Raw genomic sequence first — 24,335 nt, 5'->3', positions numbered from 1 at the left:
TGTGTCGAAACCACCCAAGCCGCTGGTCTCCGTCAAGGATGCCCAGCTCCATTACCGGGTCGGCAGCGCCTTTTCGGCGATGCGTGGCCACTCCTCCGTCGTCAGGGCGGTGGACGGTGTGACATTCGAGATCCAGAAGGGCGAAAGCGTCGGTCTTCTGGGCGAATCCGGCTGCGGCAAGACCTCCATGGGGCGGCTGCTTCTCAAGCTTGAAGAGGCGACCGGCGGCGAGATTCATTTCGCCGGCGTTGCGCTTTCCGGTCTGAAGGGACCGGCGCTCAAGCGCTATCGCGCCAAGGCGCAGCTCATCTTCCAGAACCCGTTCGAAGCGGTGAACCCGCGCTTCACGATCCGCGCCACACTGGCCGAACCGCTGGAGAACGCCGGCATACCGGCGGCTGAACGCGAAGGGCGCATCATCGAGGCGCTGGAGCTCGTGCGCCTGCCACAGCCACAGCAATATCTGGACCGGTATCCGCACCAATTGTCGGGGGGCCAGTTGCAGCGCGTGGTGATGGCGCGGGCGCTCATCCTGCAACCCGACTTCGTGGTTGCGGATGAACCGGTGTCGATGCTCGACGTGTCGGTGCGTGCAGGCGTTCTGAACGTGTTTCGTGATGTGCGCGACCGGCTGAACCTGACTGCGATCTACATCAGTCACGATCTGGCCCTTGTGCGCTATGTCTGCGAGCGGACCATCGTGATGTATCTCGGTCGCATCATGGAAGATGGACCGACCGAGGACATCGTTCACGAGCCGCTCCACCCATACACCAAGGCACTGGTGGCGGCCGTTCCGGTGCCGCACCCCGACCAGAGCCACGATCCACTTCCCATTGGCCGCGGTGCGCCTGATCCACGCAATCCGCCTTCGGGCTGCGTTTTCCGTGACCGTTGCCCGCTCGCTTTCAACCGTTGCGCCACGGAAGCGCCGGCGCTGCGTTCGGCGGGCAGCCGCAGGGTCGCCTGTCATCTTTTCTGAACAGTTGCCGCCAGGACTGGATGAAACAATGCTTGCAGCTTTCTACACGCGCACAGGCCCGGCCCGGGAGGTTCTTGAACTCGGCGAACAGGCAGCGCCTGTTCCCGCCAAGGGCGAGGTTCTGGTGCGGGTGCGCGCATCGGGCATCAATCCCGCCGATGTGAAGCGCCGGGCCGGCTGGCGCGGCATGGCCATGGAGCACGCACTGGCGATCCCGCATACGGATGGCGCAGGCGAAATCGCCGATGTGGGAGCGGGGGTGGACCGCACGCGCGTCGGCGAGCGTGTCTGGCTCTGGAACGCGCAGGGCGGTTACGGAACCGCAGGCCGAGCGTTCGGAACGGCCGCGGAATATGTAGCGATACCCGCCGATCAGGCGGTGCCCCTTCCCCGGGGTTTGAGTTTTGAGGCGGGAGCATGCCTCGGTGTGCCGGCGATGACCGCTTATCGCGCGGTCTTCGCCGATGGGTCGGTGGACGGTCAGACGATATTGGTCAATGGCGCTGCAGGCGCGGTCGGTCATTTCGCGGTGCAGCTTGCCCGGGCTGGTGGCGCGCGCGTCATCGGCACGGTGAGTAACGACCTGGCGGCCAGCCATGCCTGGGCTGCCGGCGCATGGGAGATCATCGACCGCAAGCGCGACGATGTTGTTGCACACGTTCACGAGATTACGGAGGGCGAGGGGGTCGACCGTGTCGTCGAGGTGGACTTTGCCGCGAACCGGCTAAGCGACATCGCCATTCTGAAAGCCAACGGGACCATTGCTTCCTATTCCTGCAGCAGCGATCCCGAGCCCCTTCTCCCCTATTACGCCTTCGCCAACAAAGGCGCGAACCTGCGCTTCATTCAGGGCTTCAACATTCCGGCTGCCTCCCGGCGCGCCGGAGAGGCGATGCTCGCCCGACTTGCCGAGGAGGCGCGTCTGCACGTTGCCATCGGCGCTGCCTATCCCCTCCGCCAGATCGCGGATGCCCATGAGCATGTCGAGTGCGGAAGCCTCGGCAATATCGTTGTCAGCGTGTGACGAAGCGACGTCGCACCGGCCATTCACAAGGAAAGCAAATGCTTCAATCCTCGCCATCCACCCCGCCGCGAGAATGCGACACGCCGGTCTGCGATCCGGTTTCGCTGGAGATCATTCGCGGCGCAATCGCTGCAGCGCAGGCCGAGATGGAAGCGCTTCTGGAGCGCACCGCGATTTCCGCGTTCATTCGCGAGAAGAAAGACTTTTACACCGCGCTTTTCGATGCGGATGGCGTGATGGCTGTCGGTTCGATGGTGCCGATCTTCGGCGACATGACCGGTCCGGTTTTTGAAAAATTTCCCGCCGACACGATGCAGCCGGGCGACCTCTACTGGTACAATGACTGCTATGGTTCGCGCGGAGCGGTCTCGCACTCCAACGATCAGGTTCTGCTCGCACCGGTGTTCCGCAATGGCCGGCGCTGCGCCTTCGTGATGAGCTGGGCGCATTTTGCCGATATCGGCGGTATCCGCCCGGGCTCGATCAGCCCCGATGCGACCGAGATTTTTCAGGAAGGCATCATTGTTCCCGTCACGAAGCTGATCGATGCGGGGCAGACCAATGAGGCCGCGCTTTCGATCTTTCATCGCAATTCGCGTTTTCCCGAGCAGAGCAATGGCGACATGCGCGCCCTGATGGCGTCCGTCGATCTTGGCGTTCGGCGTGTGGGTGAAATCATCGACCGGTTTGGTGCCGATGTGGTTGCCGATGCATTCGACCAGCTGCTCGCCCGCACGCGGCGTCTGGTGCGCACGAAACTGGCCGAGACCTTCGATTACGGTACGCATAGTTTCACCGATGCCATCGATGGCGATGGGCACGGAAACGGGCCTTTCAAGATCCGTTTTTCGCTCTCCCGCGAGAAGGGCAGCGATGGGGAAGACCGGTTCACCTTCGATGCGACTGAAACGGACGATCAGGCTCCCGGCCCGGTCAATTATCTCATGAATGAGGGGGTGCCGGGCATGGCGCTCGGCCTCTATTATCTGGGCGGCGACCCTGCGCAGGTCTGCAATGCGGGTGGCCCCAACGCCATCGATGCGGTCAAACTGCGCGAAGGTTCGCTGCTTGCGCCGCGTTTCCCCGCACCTCTTGGCATGCGCGGGCTGACGGCGATGCGGGTCATCTCCGCCATGAGCGGACTGGTGAATGTCGCCAGAGGCGAAGCGCCGGCGGCCAATTCAGCCTATGTGATCAGCATCATGCGCGGCAATTTCCGCAATGAAGCCGGTGAGCTGGAGCGATTTCTTCTGGCAGACGGGATCGGCGTCGGATACGGCGCGCGCCCGGATGCCGATGGCATCGATGCCGTCTATTTCGTCGCGCAGGAAAACTATCCGGTCGAGTTCCTCGAACTGGGTTATCCGGTGCGGTTGCGCACCTATGGCATTGCGCAGGACTCTGGCGGCGCAGGACGCCACCGCGGTGGTTGCGGCATCGTGCGCGAATACGAGGTGATGGCCGAGGACGCGGTGCTGGCGGTTCGCATCGACAGCGTCAAGAACCCTCCCTGGGGCATTGATGGCGGTCAGGGTGGTGGTTCCGGCCGGGCCATCGTCAATCCGGGAACCGACAGGGAGCAGGTTCTGGCCCCGCTTTCCGACGGCAACAGGCTGGTGCGCGGCGACATTCTGCGCATCGAGACCGGCGGCGGCGGCGGCCACGGTCACCCCTTCGATCGTCCGGTCGGCAAGGTGATCGAGGATGTTCTGGGCGGGTTCGTCAGCCCTGAAGCGGCCCGTAGCCTTTATGGCGTGGTGATGGAAGGCAACCGGGTGGACGCCGACGCCACCGTTGCCGTCCGCGCCGAACGTCCCGCCCACCGTCGTTTCCATCGTCAGGAGTATGTCGATGTCCTCAGCTGAATCTTCCCTCGCCATCGCTGTCGATATCGGCGGCACCTTTACCGATATCTCGCTTCTCGACCGGTCGAGCGGAAAAGTGTGGCGTGCCAAGACGCCCAGCGTTCCGCACGATCCTTCCGAGGCTTTTCTGACCGGCATAAGACTGGCGCTCGCCGATGCGGGCGCGGAGGCGAGCGAACTTGCTCGCGTGCTGCATGGCACGACCGTTGCCACCAACATGATACTGGAGGGCAAGGGAGCGCGTACGGCGCTTGTCACCACACGGGGCTTTCGCCACGTGCTCGCCATCGGCCGGCAGGATATCCCGCGCAAGGCCAATCTCTACAACTGGGTGAAGCCCGAACGCCCCGTTCCCGCATCGCGGATCGTCGAGGTGGATGAACGGCTTGCGGCAGGCGGTGCGGTTCTGGAAACGCTTGATGAAGACAGCGTCAGGCAGGCGGCGAGCGCCATTCGTAGCATGAATGTGGAAGCCGTTGGTGTCTGCCTCATGCATGCGTTCGCCAATCCGGCGCATGAGAGGCGGGTCGCCGAAATTCTGCGGGAGGAACTGCCGGACATTGCGGTGACGATCTCGACCGATGTGCTGCCCGTGGTGCGTGAATATGAGCGTTCGCTCACCACTGCGCTGAATGCTGCGGTGATGCCGGGGGTCACAAGCTATGTGGGCCGGCTGGAACGCAGGCTCGAAGATGAAAAGGTCGCCGCCCCGCTGCTTCTGATGAAGTCGAATGGCGGAGTGGCCGGTGCGGCGGCAATCCGCGAAGCGCCAGCGCTTACGGCGTTGTCGGGGCCAGCGGCCGGGGTGGTCGGTGCACGCGCGATTGCCGCCGCATGTGGCATCCGCGATCTGATCACGGTCGATATAGGCGGAACCAGCGCCGACATTTGCCTGATCAAGGATGGCCGGATCGACCTCACGCAGCATGGCAAGGTCGGCGACTGGCCGCTGCCGCTTCCGATGGTGGACATGGTGACGATCGGTGCGGGCGGCGGATCGATTGCAGCCGTCGAGGACGCGACCCTGACCGTGGGGCCGCGCAGCGCCGGCGCAAGGCCGGGGCCTGCGGCCTATGGCCATGGCGGGCAGGATGCGACCGTCACCGACGCCCATGTGGTGCTCGGTCATCTGCCTGAGAAGCTGTTGGGCGGGCGCATGGGGCTCGATGTCGAGGCAGCGCGCGACGTGGTGCGAAAAGGGGTTGCCGAACCGCTGGGTCTGTCGCTGGAGGCCGCCGCGCGCGGCGTTCTCCAGATCGTCGACAACCACATGGTTGGCGCTGTTCGCGTGGTGTCCGTCGAGCGCGGGCACGATCCGCGTCACTTTACGCTGGTGCCCTTCGGCGGGGCTGGCCCGCTGCATGGTTGCGCCCTTGCGGAGCTGTTGGGCATTTCGCGCGTGATGATCCCGCCCGCGCCGGGCGTGCTGTGCGCCGACGGGTTGCTTGCAGCCGATCTCAAGGCCGAGTTCAGCCGGACCCTGCCAAAGGCTGGGGCGCTTGATGTCGTGACAGCGAAAGGCATTTTCGAGGAACTCGAACAGCAGGCCGATGCGTGGCTGACGGTGGAGGGCGTTCCCGAAGACAAGCGGCAGACGGATCGCGTGGCGCTGTTGCGCTATTACGGGCAGGGTGGCGAGATCGCGATCCCCTGGGCGGGAACGCGCGAAGCCGTGGAAGAGGCTTTCACCGCCGAACACAAGGCGCTTTACGGTTTTGCGCTCGATGCGTCCATCGAGCTGGTTACACTGCGGGTCGAGGCCACGGGCCTGACATCGGAACCGCCGCGCGACGGGCTTCAACCGGGTGGTCCCCTTGAAGCTTACGATCATGCGCCGGTGCAGTTTGCTGATGGAGCCCGCGACGTTCCGCTGATCGACCGCAACACAATCGGGGTCGGGACACGCTTCGATGGACCGGTTATCCTCACGCAGCTCGACACGACGATTCTCGTACCGCCGGGCTGGACGGGCGAGGCGCATGCGGTTGGAGCGATCATCCTCACACGACAGGAAGGAACGGCTGCATGAGCGCTTCTGATGACGAGCTGCAGAAAGTCTTCGATCATGTGGACGCCAACAGCGAGGCGTTTATCGCGCGGGTGATGGACTATGTGAGCCATCCGAGCATCAGCGCCCACGACATCGGCATTCGCGAGGTCGCCGATCTGCTCGTCGACATGCTGAAAGGGCTCGGCATGGAGGCGGAAACGGTTGCGACAAAGAACCATCCGATGGTTCTGGCGAGGCGCGATGTCTCACCCGACAAGCCGACCATCCTGCTCTACGGGCACTATGACGTTCAGCCGCCGGACCCGCTGGAGCTGTGGGACAGCCCGCCCTTCGAGCCGACGATCCGCAATGGAAGGATCTATGCGCGGGGCATTGGCGACAACAAGGGCCAGCACTTCGCCCAGATCCTCGCCATCGAGTCGCATCTTGCCGTTCATGGCGATCTTCCATGCAACATCATCTTTTTGCTGGAAGGCGAGGAAGAGATTGGCAGCCCGCACATTGCCGACTTCGTACGCGAACATGCAGATCGGCTGCAGGCCGATCTGGTGGTGACCTCGGATGGGCCGCTGCATGAGACGGGGCTGCCAGTGGTCACGTTTGGCGTGCGTGGTGTGGCAGGCTTTGAACTGCGCGCCAAAACGGCCGGGCGCGATGTTCATTCCGGCAATTTCGGCGGTGTCGTGCCGAACGCTGCCTGGAAACTGGTTCATCTCCTTTCAACGATGAAGAACGCCGCAGGCGAGATCACCATCGAAGGGCTGACGGAACCGGTGATCCCGGCGACGAATTCGGAACGGGAGGCGATCTCGAAAATTCCGCTCGACGTGGAGGAGGTCAAGGCGGAACTCGGACTGGCCGAGCTGGATGGGCCGCGCGAGCGGGGCTATTTCGACCGACTGATGTTCCATCCGACCCTGACGATCAATGGCTTTCACAGCGGCTATGACGGACCGGGCATGAAGACGGTTCTGCCCTGCGAGGCATTCGTTAAATGCGATATCAGGCTGGTTGAGCCGCTGACACCGGACTACGTCTTCGAGAAAGTGGCCGCGCATGTGGAGCGTCACGCGCCGGATGTCGAATTCATGCCGCTGAACGGCATGCTTCCTTCCAAGACACCTATGGATTCGCCCTATGCAGAGGCCATCAGTAAGGCTGTGAAGGCCGCGCGCGGTGTGGAGCCGCTGCTCTATCCGACAGTGGGCGGCAGTCTGCCGGATTATGTTTTCACGAAGATCCTGAAAAAGCCGGCTTTCGTGGTGCCCTATGCCAATGCCGACGAAGCCAACCATGCGCCCAACGAAAATCTCGAGATCGAGCGTTTCATCGACGGGATCAAGACGGGCGCGGCGCTGCTGACCGAGATCGGTCGGATGAGCCAGGGCGCATCCACTTTATGTTGAATCATATCCGCATGCCGCGAAGCAGTCTTGCGGACACCGCAATATTGATAGAGGGGTGCGTGTAGAACGCGACATGGCGACATGGTCGATATCCGCTACTATCCCCGCCACCGGTTCCCGCCTGACGTGATCGCTCATACTGCCTGGCTGAATATCCGGTTTCTGCTGAGCCTGCGTATGGTTGAACACCTTCTGGCCGAGCGCAGCCTCATCGCGTCACAGTAAACGATCTGTGCGGGAGTTCTCGAAACGCAGTCCGTCGCCGATCGGCTGGGAGGCGTGGCAACACATGGCAGCTGGACGAAGTCGTCATCGTGATCGGGGGCCGCAAGCACTTTCGGCGAAACCGAGGCCCGTGGCATTTACGGCGAAGCGATGTCCGAAGAAGCCGCGTCGCTCGTGGATGACGGCGTCGGGTTCATGCCGCTGCCACTTTTCCCGGAAGAACAGAACTGACGCTGCTCAGGTGGCAGGTTTTGTTGCCGCGACCATGTAGTTGACATCCATGTCGCGTGAGCGCTGCCAGCGGTCGCCGATAGGATTGTAAACCACGCCGCTGCGGTCGATGATGTCGATGCCGGCGCTGGCGAGGCCCTTTTCCAGTTCGCTCGGGCGCACGAGCTTCTCATACTGGTGTGTGCCGCGGGGCAGCCATCCAAGCACATATTCAGCGCCAATGATCGCCAGCCCCCAGGCTTTCAGCGTGCGGTTGATCGTGGCGACGAACATAAGGCCACCGGGCTTCAGCATGGCGCCGCACTTGGACAGGAACAGGTCCACGTCGGAAACATGTTCCACCACTTCCATGTTGAGGATGATGTCAAAACGTTCACCGGCGTCGGCCAGGGCTTCCGCTGTCGTGGCACGATAGTCGATGGAGAGCCCGCTCTGCCCGGCATGAATTTTCGCCACCTCGATGTTGGTTTCGGACGCGTCCGCGCCAACCACATCTGCACCGAGACGCGCCATGGGCTCGCACAAAAGTCCGCCGCCACAACCGATATCGAGCATGCGCAATCCTGCAAAGGGCTTGGCTGCATGCGGGTCGCGACCGAAATGGGCCGCCACATGGTCGCGTATATAGGCCAGACGCACGGGATTGAACTTGTGCAGCACACCCATTTTGCCAGCCGGATTCCACCATTCCGTCGCCAGCGCCGAGAAATGCTCGATTTCACGCGTGTCGATCGTCGTTTGCCGTGCCTCGGACATCGAAAACCCCTCGCTGGGTGTTGATCTAGAGCATCGGACCGAAAAGTGGAATCCGGTTTTCGGGCTATTCCGATGCTCCATTCATAGTTTAGATCGTCCTTTGCGCGTCCGGATGGACGCACGGCGATCTAAGCCAGGCCCATGAAGTCGGGGTGCGGAGCCTGATTGTCAAGGCGGGAATTGTCTCGACGGCCCCGGCTGATCCGATGGCATACCTGGAGCGAATGGTTTTCGGGCGTTTTCCTGGCGCTTTAGAAGGCTCTGTTACGTTGCTTGCAGATAACCGATCTTTTGGGTATGGAGTGCGCGGCGCAGGGCGGGGCTCCGCCGCTGCGTCGTGTTGTGTTCGCCCCTTTCGGGCGGTTGGAATTCCCGAGCAAAGGCACTCCGTTCCCATGGCGCGCATCGTGATGAAGTTCGGCGGAACCTCCGTCGCCGATATCGACCGCATCCATAATGTGGCACGTCACGTCAAACGCGAAACGGATGCAGGGCATGAAGTCGCCGTTGTCGTTTCGGCAATGTCCGGCAAGACCAACGAACTGGTCGGCTGGGCGCAGGCCATGCCAAGGGCCACCGGTGCAGAATCCCCTTTCTTTGATGCCCGCGAATATGACGCCATCGTTGCCTCGGGCGAGCAGGTTACCAGCGGTTTGCTGGCGATTGCCCTTCAGTCCATGGGGGTCGATGCGCGCTCCTGGCAGGGCTGGCAGATTCCGATTCGCACCGACAACGCGCATGGAGCGGCGCGCATCGAGGATATTGACGGCAGCGAGATCGTCCGTCGCATGGGCACCGGCCAGGTCGCGGTGGTTGCGGGTTTTCAGGGCATCGGTCCCGACAACCGTATCGCCACACTGGGGCGCGGTGGCTCCGACACCAGCGCCGTCGCGGTCGCCGCCGCGGTGAAGGCCGACCGCTGTGATATCTACACCGATGTCGATGGCGTCTACACGACCGATCCGCGCATCGAGCCCAAGGCACGCCGCCTGCCGAAAATTTCGTTTGAGGAAATGCTCGAAATGGCCTCGCTCGGCGCCAAGGTGCTGCAGGTGCGGTCGGTGGAACTGGCCATGGTGCACAAGGTCAGAACCTTCGTCAGATCGTCTTTCGAGGATCCGGATGCGCCGGGAATGGGTGATTTCGACAACCCGCCCGGTACGCTCATTTGCGATGAGGATGAAATCGTGGAACAGCAAGTCGTCACCGGCATCGCCTACGCCAAGGACGAGGCGCAGATATCGCTTCGTCGCGTCGCGGATCGTCCCGGCGTGTCTGCCGGCATTTTCGGTCCGCTCGCCGAGGCCAACATCAATGTCGACATGATCGTGCAGAACATCTCGGAAGATGGTTCGCGCACGGACATGACCTTCACCGTGCCTTCGGGCGACCTTGAAAAGGCCGTTTCGGTGCTTGAGAAAGTGCGCGAGACGATCGGTTTCGACGCGATTCAGTCGGAGGCGGGCCTGGTAAAGGTCTCCGTCATCGGCATCGGTATGCGCAGCCATGCCGGCGTTGCCGCGATCGCCTTCAAGGCCCTGGCGGAGAAGGGGATCAATATTCGTGCGATCACCACATCGGAGATCAAGATTTCGATCCTGATCGACGGTCCTTATGCAGAATTGGCGGTCCGCACTTTGCATTCTGTCTACGGTCTCGATAAGCAGTAGAAAACAACAACCCGAAAACCGGCTTCTGCCTGGCTCCTGTACGCGGCTGGCATTGGCCAAGGGAGAGGGGTTCGATGCGAGATTCTGCCGGCGGCCCGAGAGTGCTGTTAAGGCGATTGCGGGAATTGATGGCCGAGGCGCTCGATCCACAGGAGCGTCTCGACCATATTGTTCGTGAAATCGCCCAGAACATGGTCGCCGAGGTCTGCTCGCTTTATGTGCTGCGTGCCGATTCCATGCTGGAACTATATGCGACCGAGGGTCTGAACCCCGGTGCCGTTCATCTGGCCCAGCTTCGTCTTGGCCAGGGCCTGGTTGGCACCATTGCGGCCAGTGCACGCCCGCTCAACCTTTCAGATGCGCAGAAGCACCCCGCATTCACCTATCTGCCGGAGACCGGGGAAGAGGTCTATCATTCCTTCCTCGGCGTACCGGTCCTCCGGGCCGGACGCACGCTGGGCGTCCTCGTCGTGCAGAACCGCACCATGCGGCACTACCGCGAAGATGAGATCGAGGCGCTGGAAACGGTGGCGATGGTCATCGCGGAGATGATCGCCACCGGCGATCTGGCAAGGCTTACCCGACCGGGCATCGAGCTCGATCTCAGCCGCCCCGTCAGCATGACGGGGCTGCCCTTCAACGAGGGCGTAGGGCTTGGCCATGTGGTGCTGCATGAGCCGCGTATTGTCGTCACGGCGCTGTTCAACGAGGACAGCGACGTTGAGCTGGACCGGCTCGAGACAGCGCTCGATTCGCTCAGGCTCTCCATCGACGATATGCTTTCGCGGCGCGACGTTGCCTTTGAAGGCGAGCACCGTGCGGTTCTTGAAGCCTATCGGATGTTCGCCAACGATCGCGGTTGGGTGCGGCGGCTGCAGGAGGCCATCAACAATGGCCTGACCGCAGAGGCTGCAGTCGAGAAGGTGCAGAGCGACATGCGCGCGCGCATGATGCACATGACCGATCCCTATCTGCGCGAGCGGATGAGCGATTTCGACGACCTCGCCAACCGCCTGTTGCGCCAGCTCATGGGGCGGGGGCCCGATGCGCTGGCGGAAATTCTGCCGAAGGACGCAATCATCGTCGCCCGCTCCATGGGGGCGGCCGAACTGCTGGATTATCCCCGCCAGAAACTGCGCGGTCTGGTGCTGGAGGAGGGCGCTCCCACCAGCCATATCGTCATTGTTGCCCGCGCCATCGGCCTTCCGACGGTCGGTCAGGTCAAGGGTGCCGTCTCCATGTCGGAGAATGGCGACGCGATCATCGTCGATGGTGAAGACGGGCAGGTGCACCTGCGACCGCAGGGCGATGTCGAGGAAGCCTATGCCGAAAAGGTGCGTTTCCGCGCCCGGCGTCAGAAACTCTACCAGGAACTCCGTGACCGCCCGACGGAAACAAGAGACGGCGTTCCCGTCGACCTGATGATGAATGCCGGGCTCGCTGTCGATCTGCCGCAGCTGGCGCAATCGGGCGCGGCAGGCATCGGGCTTTTCCGCACCGAACTGCAGTTCATGGTGGCTGCGGCCTTTCCCAGGGTCGAGGCGCAGGAGCGCCTCTATCGGGAAGTGCTGGAAGCGGCCGACGGAAAGCCGGTCACCTTCCGCACCATCGATATCGGTGGCGACAAGGTATTGCCCTATTTCAAGGGTGCGCAGCATGAGGAAAACCCGGCGCTTGGATGGCGTGCCATCCGCCTGACGCTCGACCGTCCGGGGCTGCTTCGAACGCAGATCAGGGCGCTTTTGAAGGCGGCGGGCGGTCGTGAACTGCGCATGATGCTGCCGATGGTCACCGAAGTGAGCGAAGTGCGGCAGGCGCGCGACATCATCGACCGTGAAGTGCGGCATCTTTCGCGTTTCGGCTATCTCCTGCCGACGCGCCTCAAGCTCGGCGCCATGATCGAGGTGCCGGCTCTGCTCTGGCAACTTGAGGAATTGATGCAGGCGGTGGACTTCGTCTCCGTGGGTTCCAACGATCTTTTCCAGTTCGTGACCGCGACGGACCGCGGCAACACGCGCATCGCGGAACGTTTCGATCCCCTGAGCGTGCCTTTCCTGCGCATTCTTCGCCAGATCGTGCGTGCCGGCGACCAGTACGGCACGCCCGTGACATTGTGCGGTGAACTGGCAGGACGGCCGATCTCGGCGATGGCTCTGCTCGGCGTTGGCTTTCGGTCCATTTCCATGGCGCCGGCAGCCATCGGCCCGGTAAAGGCAATGCTTTGCGAACTGCCCCTGTCAGACCTTTCGGTCGTGATGGAAGAGGCCCTTGCCAACCACAGCGCATCCACCGATATTCGCGCGCTGCTTCGCGATTTCGCAAACAAGCACTCAATTGCTCTCTAGAACTGACAGGCTTTCCCGTCGATGACCGACTTGCCGCGCGACCGCATGGACCAGGTTCTCAAACGTTTCGAGCTTATCGAAACGCAGATGGCGGCCGGGCCGGAACCCGATGTTTATGTGAAGCTTGCTTCCGAATATTCCGAACTGCAGGAAGTTGCCGGCAAGATTCGCGAGCTGCGCCAGGCCGAAGCTGAACTCGATGATCTCAAATCGATGCTTGCCGATCCGGCCACCGACAAGGAAATGCGCGAGCTCGCAGAGACCGATCTTGAGGACGTCGAGGGACGCATCGAGACACTCGGCGAAGAGATGCAGATCCTTCTCCTGCCGAAGGATGAAGCCGACGACAAGAACGCCATTCTCGAAATCCGTGCGGGTACCGGCGGCGACGAGGCGGCCCTTTTCGCAGGCGATCTGTTCCGCATGTATGAACGCTACGCCGCGGAGAAGGGCTGGCGGGTCGAGGTGGTTTCGGCCAGCGAGGGCGAGGCCGGTGGCTACAAGGAAATCATCGCCACCGTTTCTGGTCGCGGCGTGTTTTCGCGTCTGAAATTCGAATCAGGCGTTCATCGCGTGCAGCGTGTTCCGGCGACGGAAGCGCAGGGGCGCATTCACACCTCTGCCGCCACCGTTGCAGTGCTTCCGGAGGCCGAAGATATCGACGTCGATATCAAGCCCGACGACATCCGCATTGATACGATGCGCGCTTCGGGAGCGGGCGGACAGCACGTCAACACCACCGATTCGGCGGTGCGCATCACCCATATCCCAACGGGCATTGTCGTGCTGCAGGCGGAGAAGTCTCAGCATCAGAACCGGGCCCGCGCCATGCAGATCCTGCGCGCACGCCTCTTTGACATGCAGCGCATGAAGGCGGCTGACGAGCGTTCCGAAGCGCGGCGTCTGCAGGTGGGAACGGGCGACCGTTCCGAACGCATTCGCACCTATAATTTCCCACAGGGGCGTCTTACGGACCATCGCATCAACCTCACTCTCTACAAGCTTGACCGGGTGATCGAAGGCGATCTCGACGAGGTGATCGATGCCCTGATCTCCGATCATCAGGCAAAACTGCTCGCGGAAACCGGGGCGGATGGCTGACGCGCAGACGCTTGGGGCGCTTCTGGCGTGGGCGCGGGAGCGGCTGGCAAACGCAGGTATCTGCGAAGCGGCACTCGACGCGCGTCTTCTGGTCGAACATGTCACGCAAACCACGCGGCTGGACGCCGTATCACGGCCTGAAAGGCCCGTTACCGACGCTGAGCGCGCTCTGGCAGAGCAGGTGGTCGAGCAGCGCATTGCCGGCAAACCCGTGCATCGCATCATCGGTCACAGGGAGTTCTACGGACTGGATCTGAAGCTCTCCAGGGAAACTCTGGAACCGCGCCCGGACACAGAAACGCTCGTCGACCTCGTTCTGGAAGAAGCGCGCCGGCTCGGCGGCGAGGATCGCCCCTGGCGCATTCTCGATCTGGGAACCGGAACCGGTGCAATCGCCCTTGCCCTGCTCAGCGTTTTGCCTGCGGCGCACGCCGTCGGCGCGGATATTTCCGCTGATGCGCTTGCAACGGCGCGCGCAAATGCCGATATGAATGGTTGCGGGGCGCGGTTTGAGACGCGTCTGTCCGACTGGTTTGAAAAAATTGACGGACGTTTCGATTTCATCGTCTCGAATCCGCCCTATATTCGGGAAGACGACTGGCACAACCTCGCCATAGAGGTCCGCGGGCATGACCCGCGCCGCGCACTGGTTGCCGGCGAAGACGGTCTGGATGCCTACAGGCGGCTTGCCGCTGAGTGCGCCAGCCATCTGGCGGTCGGTGGAACCGTGGCCGTAGAGATCGGACATGACCAAAGGGAGAGTGTGACCGGGCTTTTCGCCGAGCAGGGCTTCCGTTTCAAAAAGCTTGGCCGAGACCTCGCCGGGCACGATCGGGTGTTGATTTTTGCTCTGGAAACAGCTCGTGAACGAGGTTGAAAAAAAGCTTGGCATTGCAAAAGAATGCCGCTAGGTTCCGGCTACCGGATGGGACGAAGCAGACAGCACCGTTATCGATTCGGTTCCCGAGGACCAGCTGTCGTGAAAGGCGTTTACGCCTCTGCTTCATTGTGGGGATTGTCCGGCAACTGATATGAAGCGGAACAGCTATGGCATTGGCGCCCGCGTCAAGCGGAGCGGCGTACAGCCAAGGGGAGATGTGAGACTGCTGGCTTCCCGCCGTCGTCCGCTATCTGAAAGAGTATCGTTTCAAAAAATCTGTCTCGAACAAGCAGTCTCGAAAACCAAGAGAGTCGAATGAGGCCACAACAGCAGAACAGGCGCATGCGCGGTCGCGGCAACAACAACCGCAAGGGCCCAAATCCGTTAGCACGCAGCTACGAGAGCAATGGCCCGGACGTAAAAATCCGCGGAACCGCACAACAGGTGGCAGATAAATACGCTACGCTGGCGCGCGATGCGCAGAGTTCCGGTGATCGCGTGATGGCCGAGAATTACCTGCAGCATGCGGAACACTACAATCGCATTATCGCTGCAGCCCAGGCCCAGCTTCAGCAACAGCAGCAGACGCGCGAAAATCGCGAGGATTCTGATGTTGACGGTGACGACCAGGACGTCGCGGAGGCAAACGGCGGTAATCAGAAGCCCCAGCGCCAGAAACGCGTCGAAGATGGCTCCGGCCCGCAGCCCGAAATCAAGGGTGTGCCGGCAGAGCTGGCGCTGAATGGCGATGAAGGCAATGCGAATGCCGGCAACGGTCATGCCGCCGACGGTATGAACGGTAGCGCTGAAGACGAGAAGCCAAAGCCTGCTCGCCGCGGGCGCAAACCCGCCGCTGCAAAGGCGGAGGATGGCGAAGAAGGTCAGGAAGGCGAGAAGCCGGCCAAACGCCCGCGCCGCACCCGTGCCCGCAAGACCGAGGACGCCGAAGGCGGCGACAGCGGCGAAACTGCAGCCTCGGCAGCGGTTTCTGAAGAGATTGCCGCTCAGGGCTGAGCATTTTGACATAACGACACATCGACGGCGGGGCTTCCCCGCCGTTTTCGTTTGATCTCCATCTTGTGCCGATAGGGATATGTTCCCATATCCCAAACAGTTGGGCTTGCCACAGAAGACCGTGATAATCTGATCCGATCACGGTTTATGGGAGCCCGTCGCATTGGTCGTTGCCGGTGCTGCAAAGCAGGCCGGCAGGGAAATGGAGACACTTATGAACTTTGAGAAATATTCGGAGCGGGTGCGCGGTTTCATCCAGGCCGCACAGACTTTCGCACTCACCAGCAACCATCAGCAGTTTACGCCGGAGCATCTGCTCAAGGTGCTTGTTGACGATGAAGAGGGGCTTGCTGCCTCCCTGATCGAAAGGGCCGGCGGTCGCGCCGAAGACGTGCGCCTCGGCGTCGAGGCGGCGCTGAAAGCCATGCCCCAGGTGGAAGGCGGCAATGGCCAGCTCTACATGGCCCAGCCCCTTGCAAAGGTTTTTTCAACTGCCGAGGAACTGGCAAAGAAGGCCGGTGACAGTTTCGTCACCGTTGAGCGCCTTTTGACGGCGCTTGCGGTGGAAAAATCCGCCAAAACAGCAGACATCCTGTCCAGGGCGGGCGTCACGCCGACGGCGCTGAACCAGGCCATCAATGACATTCGCAAGGGCCGCACGGCCGATTCGGCCAGCGCCGAGCAGGGCTATGACGCTCTCAAGAAATATGCGCGCGATCTGACCGCGGATGCTCGCGCTGGCAGGCTCGACCCGGTGATTGGCCGCGACGACGAGATTCGCCGCACGATCCAGGTGCTGTCCCGCCGCACCAAGAACAATCCCGTTCTGATCGGCGAGCCGGGCGTTGGCAAGACGGCCATTGCCGAAGGTCTCGCGCTGCGCATTGTCAATGGTGACGTACCCGAATCGCTGAAGGACAAGCAGTTGATGGCGCTCGATATGGGCGCGCTGATCGCCGGTGCGAAATATCGCGGCGAGTTCGAGGAACGTTTGAAGGCTGTCCTGTCCGAGGTGACGGCCGCCAGCGGCAACATCATCTTGTTCATCGATGAGATGCATACGCTCGTCGGGGCCGGCAAGGCCGATGGCGCCATGGACGCTTCCAACCTTCTGAAGCCGGCCCTCGCGCGCGGCGAGCTTCACTGCGTCGGTGCAACGACGCTCGATGAATACCGCAAGCATGTGGAAAAGGATGCGGCACTGGCGCGCCGTTTCCAGCCGGTTTTCGTCAGCGAGCCAACCGTCGAGGATACGGTTTCGATCCTGCGTGGATTGAAGGAGAAGTACGAACAGCACCATAAGGTGCGGGTCTCGGACTCGGCCCTGGTCGCTGCCGCGACACTCTCCAACCGCTATATCACCGACCGGTTCCTGCCCGACAAGGCCATCGACCTGGTGGACGAGGCGGCATCCCGCCTGCGCATGCAGGTGGATTCCAAGCCGGAAGAACTCGATGAAATCGACCGGCGCATCATGCAGCTCAAGATCGAGCGGGAAGCGCTTAAGGCGGAAAAGGACGAAGCGTCCAGGGACCGTCTGGCGAAGCTCGAGAAGGAATTGACCGACCTCGAGGAGGAATCGGCGCGGCTCACCAGCCTGTGGGCGGCCGAGAAGGACAAGCTCGGCCTTGCCGCTGACCTCAAGAAGCAGCTCGACGAGGCCCGCAACGAGCTGGCTATCGCCCAGCGCAAGGGTGAGTTCCAGCGCGCCGGCGAGCTGGCCTATGGCCAGATTCCGGAACTGGAAAAGAGGCTCGCCGAGGCCGAGGCCCAGGGTGAAGAAGAAGGTGCTACGGGCATGGTCGAGGAGACCGTGAAGCCCGACCACGTCGCTCATATCGTCTCGCGCTGGACCGGCATTCCGGTCGACAAGATGCTTGAGGGCGAGCGTGAAAAGCTGCTGCGGATGGAGGACGAACTGGCCAGGCGCGTCGTCGGCCAGGGCGAGGCGGTTCAGGCTGTCTCCAAGGCTGTACGCCGTGCCCGCGCCGGCCTGCAGGACCCGAACCGGCCGATCGGCTCCTTCATGTTCCTCGGCCCGACGGGTGTTGGCAAGACGGAACTGACCAAGGCGCTCGCCAGTTTCCTGTTCGACGACGAGCAGGCCATGGTGCGCATCGACATGTCGGAGTTCATGGAGAAGCACTCGGTGGCCCGGTTGATCGGCGCGCCTCCCGGCTATGTCGGCTATGAGGAAGGGGGCGTTCTGACGGAGGCCGTTCGCCGCCGGCCCTATCAGGTCATTCTTTTCGACGAGATCGAAAAGGCGCATCCGGACGTGTTCAACGTGCTCTTGCAGGTGCTGGATGACGGGCGCCTGACGGATGGTCAGGGCCGCACGGTCGACTTCCGCAACACGCTGATTGTCATGACATCGAATCTCGGTTCCGAGTACCTCGTGAATCTCGGCGAAGGCGATGATGTCGACAAGGTGCGCAGCGAAGTGATGGATGTGGTCAAGGCTTCGTTCCGGCCTGAATTCCTCAACCGGATCGACGAAGTGATCCTCTTTCACCGGTTGCGCCGGCAGGATATGGGCCAGATCGTCGAAATCCAGTTGCAGCGTCTGGAAAGGCTGCTTGCAGACCGCAAGATCACCCTCGATCTCGACGGCGAGGCAATCGACTGGCTGGCGAACAAGGGCTACGACCCCGCCTATGGTGCGCGTCCTCTAAAACGCGTGATCCAGAAAGAGCTTCAGGATCCGCTGGCCGAGAAGATTCTCCAGGGTGAGATCTTCGATGGCTCCACCGTGAAGGTTACGGCGGGTTCCGATCGGCTGAATTTTCGGCCGCGCAAAGCATCTCTTGAAGAGCGGGCGGAACAGGCGGCGTAACGCGACAAAGCCGGGGAGGGCACATGCAGATCGATAGATACAACGCGGTTTGCGGTGCCCTTCCGCACACCACCCATGTTGTTCAATGGGGTGGCTCACATGTCTGGAAAGTGGGCGGCAAGGTATTCGCCATCGGCAGTCAGGCCAGTCAGGGAAACCTTGCCGTCTCCTTTAAGTGTTCAGATATGGCGTTTGACGTGCTCCGGGAGCAGCCGGGTCTGCGTCCCGCGCCTTATCTGGCTTCTCGCGGCATGAAGTGGATCCAGCGGCAGACAGGGGAAACGATGGATGATGATGCGCTTGCGGATTATCTGGCTGAAAGCCACCGAATCGTGGCTTCGGGCCTGACCCGAAAGCTCAGGCGGGAACTGGGGCTCGATACGGCCTGAGCCTGCCGCGAAAATGCCACAACTGCCGCCATCTTCACGTCCGGTTCATCTCCTATGGTAAATCATTCGTCAAATGGGCGAATCGCCGGCGGGCGAACAGCCTATCCGTGTGGGATGAGACGAGGGGCGATGAACGTGAAACTGAATTTGCTGACCGCTTTGTGCCTGGTCATGGGGCCTACGGCTGCCTGGGCCGCGATGCCGGAGGTTGAGACACGGCGCAACGGTCAGATATTCCAGTCGGCCAGTGACGTTGCAGGCAACCAGACGGTGCTCAATGCCGAGCCCGCAGAAGCGCCCATAGAACTCGCGCAGAATTACGATTTCGATGTCTACATCGATCAGTACGGCCGCGAAATCATCGTCGATGCCTTTACTGGCGAGGTGGTTGAAATCCGCCCGCCGGCACCAGGCAACAGGCAATATGAGCGCCGGCCATCGCGCCCGCGCGAATTCAACGGCCAGGTTTATGATTTTTCGGATCCGCGCGAGGTCGACCGTTATCGGCGCGATCGCGGCAGGGCGCGCAATGCGCCCGACAATCGCTATTCTGATCCCTATGCGAACCGGTCGTATGACGAGGCTCCTCGATACGACGACCGCAATGTTTATCCCGAGGCTCCGAATTATGGGCGCGCGCCGATCGAACGTGCGCCGCTCGACGCGCCAGATCCCCGTGACAGTATGGCGGCTATCCCCGACGAGGACACCGGCTTCAGCTCCGGATCGGGCAATGCGTCCGGCACCCCGACGCTGCCAAAGGACAGCGCTGTGGTCATGCCGCGCGGTGTCAGCGAGGATGTGACCCGGTTCCAGGTGCTGCTCGATCGTGTCGGTGCCTCACCCGGCGTGATCGATGGCCACACCGGCGACAATGTGAACAAGGCGATCCGGGCCTATCGCGAGATCACGGGGCAAACCCTCAGGACCTACGACAAGGAATGGATCGAGGCGGAGCTGGAGCGCACCGGCGGCCCGGCTTTCAAGGAGTACACCATCACTGCCGAGGACGCCGCAGGGCCTTATGTTGCATCGATTCCGGCGGATTATGCGCACAAGGCCCAGCTCGACGCGCTGTCCTATACCTCCGTTGTGGAGATGCTGGCAGAGCGTTTCCATATGGACGAAAAGTATCTGACCGCGCTTAACCCGGACGCGAATTTCAATCGACCGGGGACGATCATCAGGGTGGTCAATGTCGGGAAACCCATGAAGGCGGCCGTCACCCGCATCGTGGCCGACAAGAGCGCGAAACAACTGCGTGCCTATAATGAAGATGGCCAGCTTGTCGCTGCGTATCCCGCGACGATCGGTTCATCCGACACACCCTCGCCAACGGGAACACATACCGTGGCACGGATCGCCCTCAATCCGGAATACACCTACAATCCAAAAATCAACTTCAAACAGGGCAACAACGACAAGGTCCTGACCATACCGCCTGGTCCCAACGGTCCGGTCGGTTCTGTCTGGATTGCATTGTCCAAGCCGACCTACGGCATTCACGGCACGCCCGATCCTTCCAAGATCGGCAAGACGGCTTCGCATGGCTGCATCCGCCTGACCAACTGGGATGCCGAGGAACTGGCGAAGCGTGTCAAGCCGGGAGTCACCGTAACCTTTGCCGAGTAGGTGAGGCTGATGCAGATTGCGACGGTGCGCCGTCCCGATTGATTGATGAGACCGCGTTTGGCGGCTACGCTCCGTCCCCATGCAGGGACCATGCGAAATAGAGTCGGAGCTCGCCCTTGACGCTGCGGCAGAGCGAACGTTTTGCCCGGCCTCGCGGCGGCATTATGTGCTGCTCGCTGCCATACTGGCATCGGCGCTCGGCTTCATCGACGGGTCTGTCGTATCGGTCGCCATGCCAGCGATGCGCGCCGATCTTGGCGCGTCTCTTGCCGATGCGCAGTGGATTTCCAACGCCTACGCACTGGCGCTGGCGGCTCTGATCCTTGTCGGTGGCGGAGCAGGCGATAAATTTGGTCTGCGAAAGACCTTCATCGCGGGCATCGTTCTTTTCACCCTGGCTTCAATGGCGTGCGCCGCCGCGCCGTCGGCCAGCACCCTGATCCTGTCGCGCGGGGTCCAGGGGGTGGGTGCGGCATTCATGGTGCCGGGCAGTCTGGCGATCATCGCCAAGGCCTATCCCAAGGGGGAACGGGGCAGGGCGATTGGAATATGGGCGGCATCTTCCGCCCTGACCACGGCGATCGGCCCGGTTTTTGGCGGTCTGCTCCTGTCGGTCTTCGGTGATGCTGCCTGGCGTGTCATTTTTGCGATCAATCTGCCGCTCGGTGTGCTTGCTGTCGCGATGCTTCTGCGTGTGCCGGCGGATCAGCCGACGGGTGATCGAAAACTGGATGTCGCGGGAGCGGTGCTTGCAACGCTTGCCTTTGGCGCCATGTCCTATGGCCTGACCACGCTCTCCGCTGAAAACGCCGGGAGCGGCGGTGGGTCCGCTGCGACCCTGCCCCTGATCCTTGGAGCAATCCTACTGGTCGGCTTCGTTGCCTGGGAGCGGTCGCGCAAGGCGCCGATGATCGATCTGTCGCTGTTTGCCATCGTGCCCTTTTCAGGTGCCAACATTGCGACCTTTGTCCTCTATTTCGCCCTGTCGGGCATCCTCTTCTACCTGCCCATGCTGCTGATTGCGGGCTGGGGGCTGGGAGAAGCCACGACCGCCTTTATCTTTCTTCCCCTGTCAGTCGCCATTGCCGGCCTGTCGGGGCCCGTCGGCCGTTTGTCCGACGCTGTCGGACCCCGCCTGCCGATAACGGCGGGCAGCCTTGTCGTGGCACTGGCTTTTGGCGGGCTGGCGGCGATCTCGGGCGCGGGCATTCACCGGTTCTGGTCGGGCGCATTTCCGATGATGGTGTTGATGGGGCTGGGAATGGCGCTGGTTGTCTCACCCCTCTCCACGGCGGTCATGACCTCGGTGAACGATGAGGACACCGGTGCAGCTTCAGGCATCAACAACGCCATATCGCGCATCGCGGGCCTGATGGCCGTTGCGGCGATGGGGGCCTTTGCGGCGCATCGCTATGCCAGCGCAGTGGGGTCGGAAAGGGCGCTTGTGCCCGGGTATGGGGAGCCGACCAGTTCGCCGCTGCCCGAAGCGCTGGAGGCGGCCCGTGTCACGGCAAGCGATGCAGCGTTCTCGGGCATTGCCTGGATAATGTGTGCGTTCTGTGTGGCTTCCGCGCTTGTTGCCTGGCTCACCCAGCAATCGAAGTCGGACGAACCGTCAGGCGATGCCGCTGCGGACTGACCCGGCGATCAGCTTCCGCTCGATGCCACCGAAAGCGGAGCATCCTCGTTTTCCTTCAGCAGCTCGTCGATGCGGCTGCGCTCGCGTTCGAAGGCCAGCAGGTCTTCGCCCTTGAGCGCGCGATTGTCAGGCAGCCGCACGCGCATCGGATCAACCTTGGTGCCGTTGACGATCATCTCGTAGTGAAGATGGTTGCCGGTCACCAGGCCGGTGGCGCCGACATAGCCGATCACCTGACCCTGGCGAATGCGGGCGCCGGCTGTCACGCCTTTGGCAATCCCGCTCTGGTGGTTGTAGGAGGTCTTGAAACCGTTGTTGTGGCGGATGATGGTCTGCCGGCCATAGCCACCCGCCCAGCCGGCCTTCTCCACCACACCGTCGCCGGCAGCGATGATCGGTGTGCCGCGGGGCGCGCCCCAGTCGACGCCCGTATGCATCTTGCTATACCCCAGCACCGGGTGCCGGCGCATTCCGAACCCAGATGTGAAACGGCCGTTGGGAACAGGGTTTCTCAACATGAAACGCTTCGAACTGCGGCCCTCGCTGTCAAAATAATCGACGGTCCCGTCTTCAAACTGAAAGCGATAGAATGTGCGTGTCGTTCCGCCAAAGCTGGCTTTGACGTAAAGCAGTTCGGACTGGTCGGTGGCATTTTTCTCCGCGTCAGGTGCAGAGAAGAACACTTCGAGCCTGTCTGTGGGAGAAAGGCGCGACTGGAAATCGACATCCGCGGACAGAAGCTTCACCAGGCGCTTGGTCATCTCCGGTGTCAGGCCATAGGCGTAGGCGGCGCGGTAGATGCCATCATAGACCCGGGGCAGATCGGCGCGCGGCATGCGGCGCGGCGCGGTCGGGTGGTCGAGCGCAGCAAGAAGAACGGGGTTCATCTCCGGCTCCTCTGCCGGCACGTACTGATCGCGATCGTCCAGGGCGATGGTCACGATATGCTTCCTGCCCTCATAGACACTCGTGCGCACGACGCGGCTTTGCTCGCCGCGCATCTCGACGCCCACGCGCAGCAGCGTGCCGGCCTTAAGGTCGGGCGCATTGAGCAGCTTGGTGATCGCTTCGACCATCCCGTCCACATCGTTGCCCCTGTAGCCCGACTGGGCAAAGACTTCGGCAATCGCACGCTCGGTGCGGAAGGGGATCAGGTCCTCGGCGAACTCGGGTGCGGTTTCCCGGGCCGTTCGCGGGGCTATGGAGACGTTCTCGGGTATGACGCGCGCGCTGAAGGCTGCGAGTGCCTGTGTGGAGAATGTGTCACCAAAGCGCTGCGGGTCCACATAGTGCAACGCCGCGACCTGCACGTCACCGTCGGTCAGGATTGCGCCCGTGTTGCGTACGGCAACCTCCACCTCCTCCGTGCTCAGGCTGCGGGCCGAACTGAAATCGGAGGAGCGAAGCGGAAAATCATGACTTTTGAGGCTGACCTCGCTCTCGACCTTGGCACCGTAGATAAGGCCGGTTCGTGCGGTGCTCGTGGCTCCGTTTTCGGCGAACACGGCAAGCGGGTCGAAGGGCGGATAGTCCTTCTCCGTTGGATGATTGGCTGTCAGCGCCATCTTGGCGTGGACGAAGGGCAGCGTTCGGATGACATCGGTGTCGCCGCTTCGCATGACCGTCGAGACTTCCATCATGCGTCTGTCTTCGCCGCGGCTGATCGTATGCGGCGTGACGAGGCGCGCGGTTTTTGCGGCTTCGCCGGCAGGGTCTGCGATCTCGCCGAGAAGGGCGATCTCCGGCGGTGTGGCAAGCTGCTGCCTTCCGTCCAGGGCTGCGGAGAGTGCGACGCCCATGAGCACTGTCGATGTCACGCCGGTCAGAAAAGTGCCGATGAGCCAGCGCGCGGAGATTTCGCGGCGGTCGGGCGGGCCGCTGCGCCCGTCCGCGATCAGGGGGGCGTCTTCGCCAATGGCCTGTTCCAGATGCGTGTTGTTGCTCATTGCCGATGGCGCCCTGGTGTCATGGTCTTGTCCCCCAAACTGCTGAGCCGCGCGCGAAGATGCGCCTGGCTCCGGCGAACAGGCAAATAACGCGATTCAACGCTGCATCGGAGAACAACGATGACAGAGGTTTCTCCCCAACCCTCACGCGCATGAATACCTGATCAATATATAGAGAGCGCCCAAATGCGTTATCGGCACGCTGCCGCTCAATGAAATCACATCCCGCGTCTATTCATTAAATTCGACTCTAATGTGACGATGTAATGAATGGCAACACCTGTGCGAAAGCGCGTTCGGGGAGCGCATATCCACGGCTCGAAAATCGTGTCGCAAAAAATTCAAAAAAGTTGGATTTCGCCGTTGACACTATGCGGATGTGG

Annotated in this window: 16 protein-coding genes and 1 pseudogene; 15 read left to right on the top strand and 2 right to left on the bottom strand. The window is 61.9% G+C overall.

What is annotated here, in order from left to right; translation table 11 throughout:
* The first annotated feature begins 1 nt into the window (after window position 1).
* The 6 genes and pseudogenes from KUG85_RS11125 to KUG85_RS11100 form a co-directional block, all read left to right on the top strand.
* Window positions 2-982, top strand: coding sequence for an ABC transporter ATP-binding protein (locus tag KUG85_RS11125; protein WP_255606380.1), 981 nt, complete (start codon window positions 2-4; stop codon window positions 980-982).
* Window positions 983-1,010: 28 nt separating this feature from the next.
* Window positions 1,011-2,006 (top strand): NADPH:quinone reductase, encoded by a 996-nt coding sequence (locus tag KUG85_RS11120; RefSeq protein WP_223005287.1) that lies wholly within the window; start codon window positions 1,011-1,013, stop codon window positions 2,004-2,006.
* Between the two features lie 38 nt (window positions 2,007-2,044).
* Window positions 2,045-3,871, top strand: a complete 1,827-nt coding sequence (locus tag KUG85_RS11115; RefSeq protein WP_223005286.1) for a hydantoinase B/oxoprolinase family protein — start codon at window positions 2,045-2,047, stop codon at window positions 3,869-3,871.
* Window positions 3,858-5,900, top strand: coding sequence for a hydantoinase/oxoprolinase family protein (locus KUG85_RS11110; protein WP_223005285.1), 2,043 nt, complete (start codon window positions 3,858-3,860; stop codon window positions 5,898-5,900). Before KUG85_RS11115 ends, KUG85_RS11110 begins: the two co-directional genes overlap by 14 nt.
* Window positions 5,897-7,288: a M20/M25/M40 family metallo-hydrolase gene (locus KUG85_RS11105; RefSeq protein WP_223005284.1), complete on the top strand. Its 1,392-nt coding sequence runs from the start codon at window positions 5,897-5,899 to the stop codon at window positions 7,286-7,288. The genes KUG85_RS11110 and KUG85_RS11105 overlap by 4 nt, the downstream gene beginning before the upstream one ends.
* Before the next feature lie 336 nt (window positions 7,289-7,624).
* Window positions 7,625-7,744, top strand: a pseudogene (locus KUG85_RS11100) (DUF1178 family protein); the annotation flags it as partial.
* 6 nt (window positions 7,745-7,750) lie between these two features.
* Here KUG85_RS11100 and ubiG read toward each other — a convergent pair.
* Entirely contained in the window at window positions 7,751-8,500 is a 750-nt protein-coding gene (gene ubiG, locus KUG85_RS11095; protein ID WP_065818284.1) for a bifunctional 2-polyprenyl-6-hydroxyphenol methylase/3-demethylubiquinol 3-O-methyltransferase UbiG, read from the bottom strand.
* 395 nt (window positions 8,501-8,895) lie between these two features.
* On the opposite strand from ubiG, the gene KUG85_RS11090 reads away from it, so the two are divergent.
* From KUG85_RS11090 to KUG85_RS11050, 9 genes are all read left to right on the top strand, one after another.
* Window positions 8,896-10,170 carry an aspartate kinase gene (locus KUG85_RS11090; RefSeq protein ID WP_065818252.1) on the top strand — a complete coding sequence of 425 codons (1,275 nt, stop codon included), beginning with the start codon at window positions 8,896-8,898 and terminating at the stop codon, window positions 10,168-10,170.
* Window positions 10,171-10,244: 74 nt separating this feature from the next.
* Entirely contained in the window at window positions 10,245-12,515 is a 2,271-nt protein-coding gene (ptsP, locus tag KUG85_RS11085; RefSeq protein WP_065818253.1) for a phosphoenolpyruvate--protein phosphotransferase, read from the top strand.
* A gap of 21 nt (window positions 12,516-12,536) precedes the next feature.
* Entirely contained in the window at window positions 12,537-13,616 is a 1,080-nt protein-coding gene (prfA, locus tag KUG85_RS11080; protein ID WP_223005283.1) for a peptide chain release factor 1, read from the top strand.
* Entirely contained in the window at window positions 13,609-14,493 is an 885-nt protein-coding gene (gene prmC / locus KUG85_RS11075; protein WP_223005282.1) for a peptide chain release factor N(5)-glutamine methyltransferase, read from the top strand. The genes prfA and prmC overlap by 8 nt, the downstream gene beginning before the upstream one ends.
* Window positions 14,494-14,811: 318 nt before the next feature.
* Window positions 14,812-15,510, top strand: a complete 699-nt coding sequence (locus KUG85_RS11070; RefSeq protein ID WP_255606379.1) for a DUF4167 domain-containing protein — start codon at window positions 14,812-14,814, stop codon at window positions 15,508-15,510.
* 214 nt (window positions 15,511-15,724) lie between these two features.
* Entirely contained in the window at window positions 15,725-18,346 is a 2,622-nt protein-coding gene (gene clpB, locus KUG85_RS11065) for an ATP-dependent chaperone ClpB (protein ID WP_065818257.1), read from the top strand.
* A gap of 23 nt (window positions 18,347-18,369) precedes the next feature.
* Window positions 18,370-18,735: an MmcQ/YjbR family DNA-binding protein gene (locus tag KUG85_RS11060; RefSeq protein ID WP_065818258.1), complete on the top strand. Its 366-nt coding sequence runs from the start codon at window positions 18,370-18,372 to the stop codon at window positions 18,733-18,735.
* Between the two features lie 129 nt (window positions 18,736-18,864).
* The gene (locus tag KUG85_RS11055; protein ID WP_223005281.1) at window positions 18,865-20,367 is read left to right on the top strand and encodes a L,D-transpeptidase; all 1,503 of its coding nucleotides are present in this window, start codon (window positions 18,865-18,867) and stop codon (window positions 20,365-20,367) included.
* Between the two features lie 79 nt (window positions 20,368-20,446).
* On the top strand, window positions 20,447-22,006 hold the full coding sequence (locus KUG85_RS11050; RefSeq protein WP_223005280.1) for an MFS transporter: 1,560 nt from the start codon (window positions 20,447-20,449) through the stop codon (window positions 22,004-22,006).
* An 8-nt stretch (window positions 22,007-22,014) separates the two neighbouring features.
* Here KUG85_RS11050 and KUG85_RS11045 read toward each other — a convergent pair whose 3' ends face one another.
* Window positions 22,015-23,952, bottom strand: a complete 1,938-nt coding sequence (locus tag KUG85_RS11045; protein WP_223005279.1) for a M23 family metallopeptidase — start codon at window positions 23,950-23,952, stop codon at window positions 22,015-22,017.
* Between the last annotated feature and the right edge of the window lie 383 nt (window positions 23,953-24,335).

The sequence above is a fragment of the Nitratireductor rhodophyticola genome, from assembly GCF_019891355.1.
Lineage (GTDB): Bacteria > Pseudomonadota > Alphaproteobacteria > Rhizobiales > Rhizobiaceae > Nitratireductor > Nitratireductor rhodophyticola.
The sequence above is the reverse complement of the archived record's forward strand: the minus strand, read 5'-3'. Positions and strand labels throughout refer to the sequence as shown.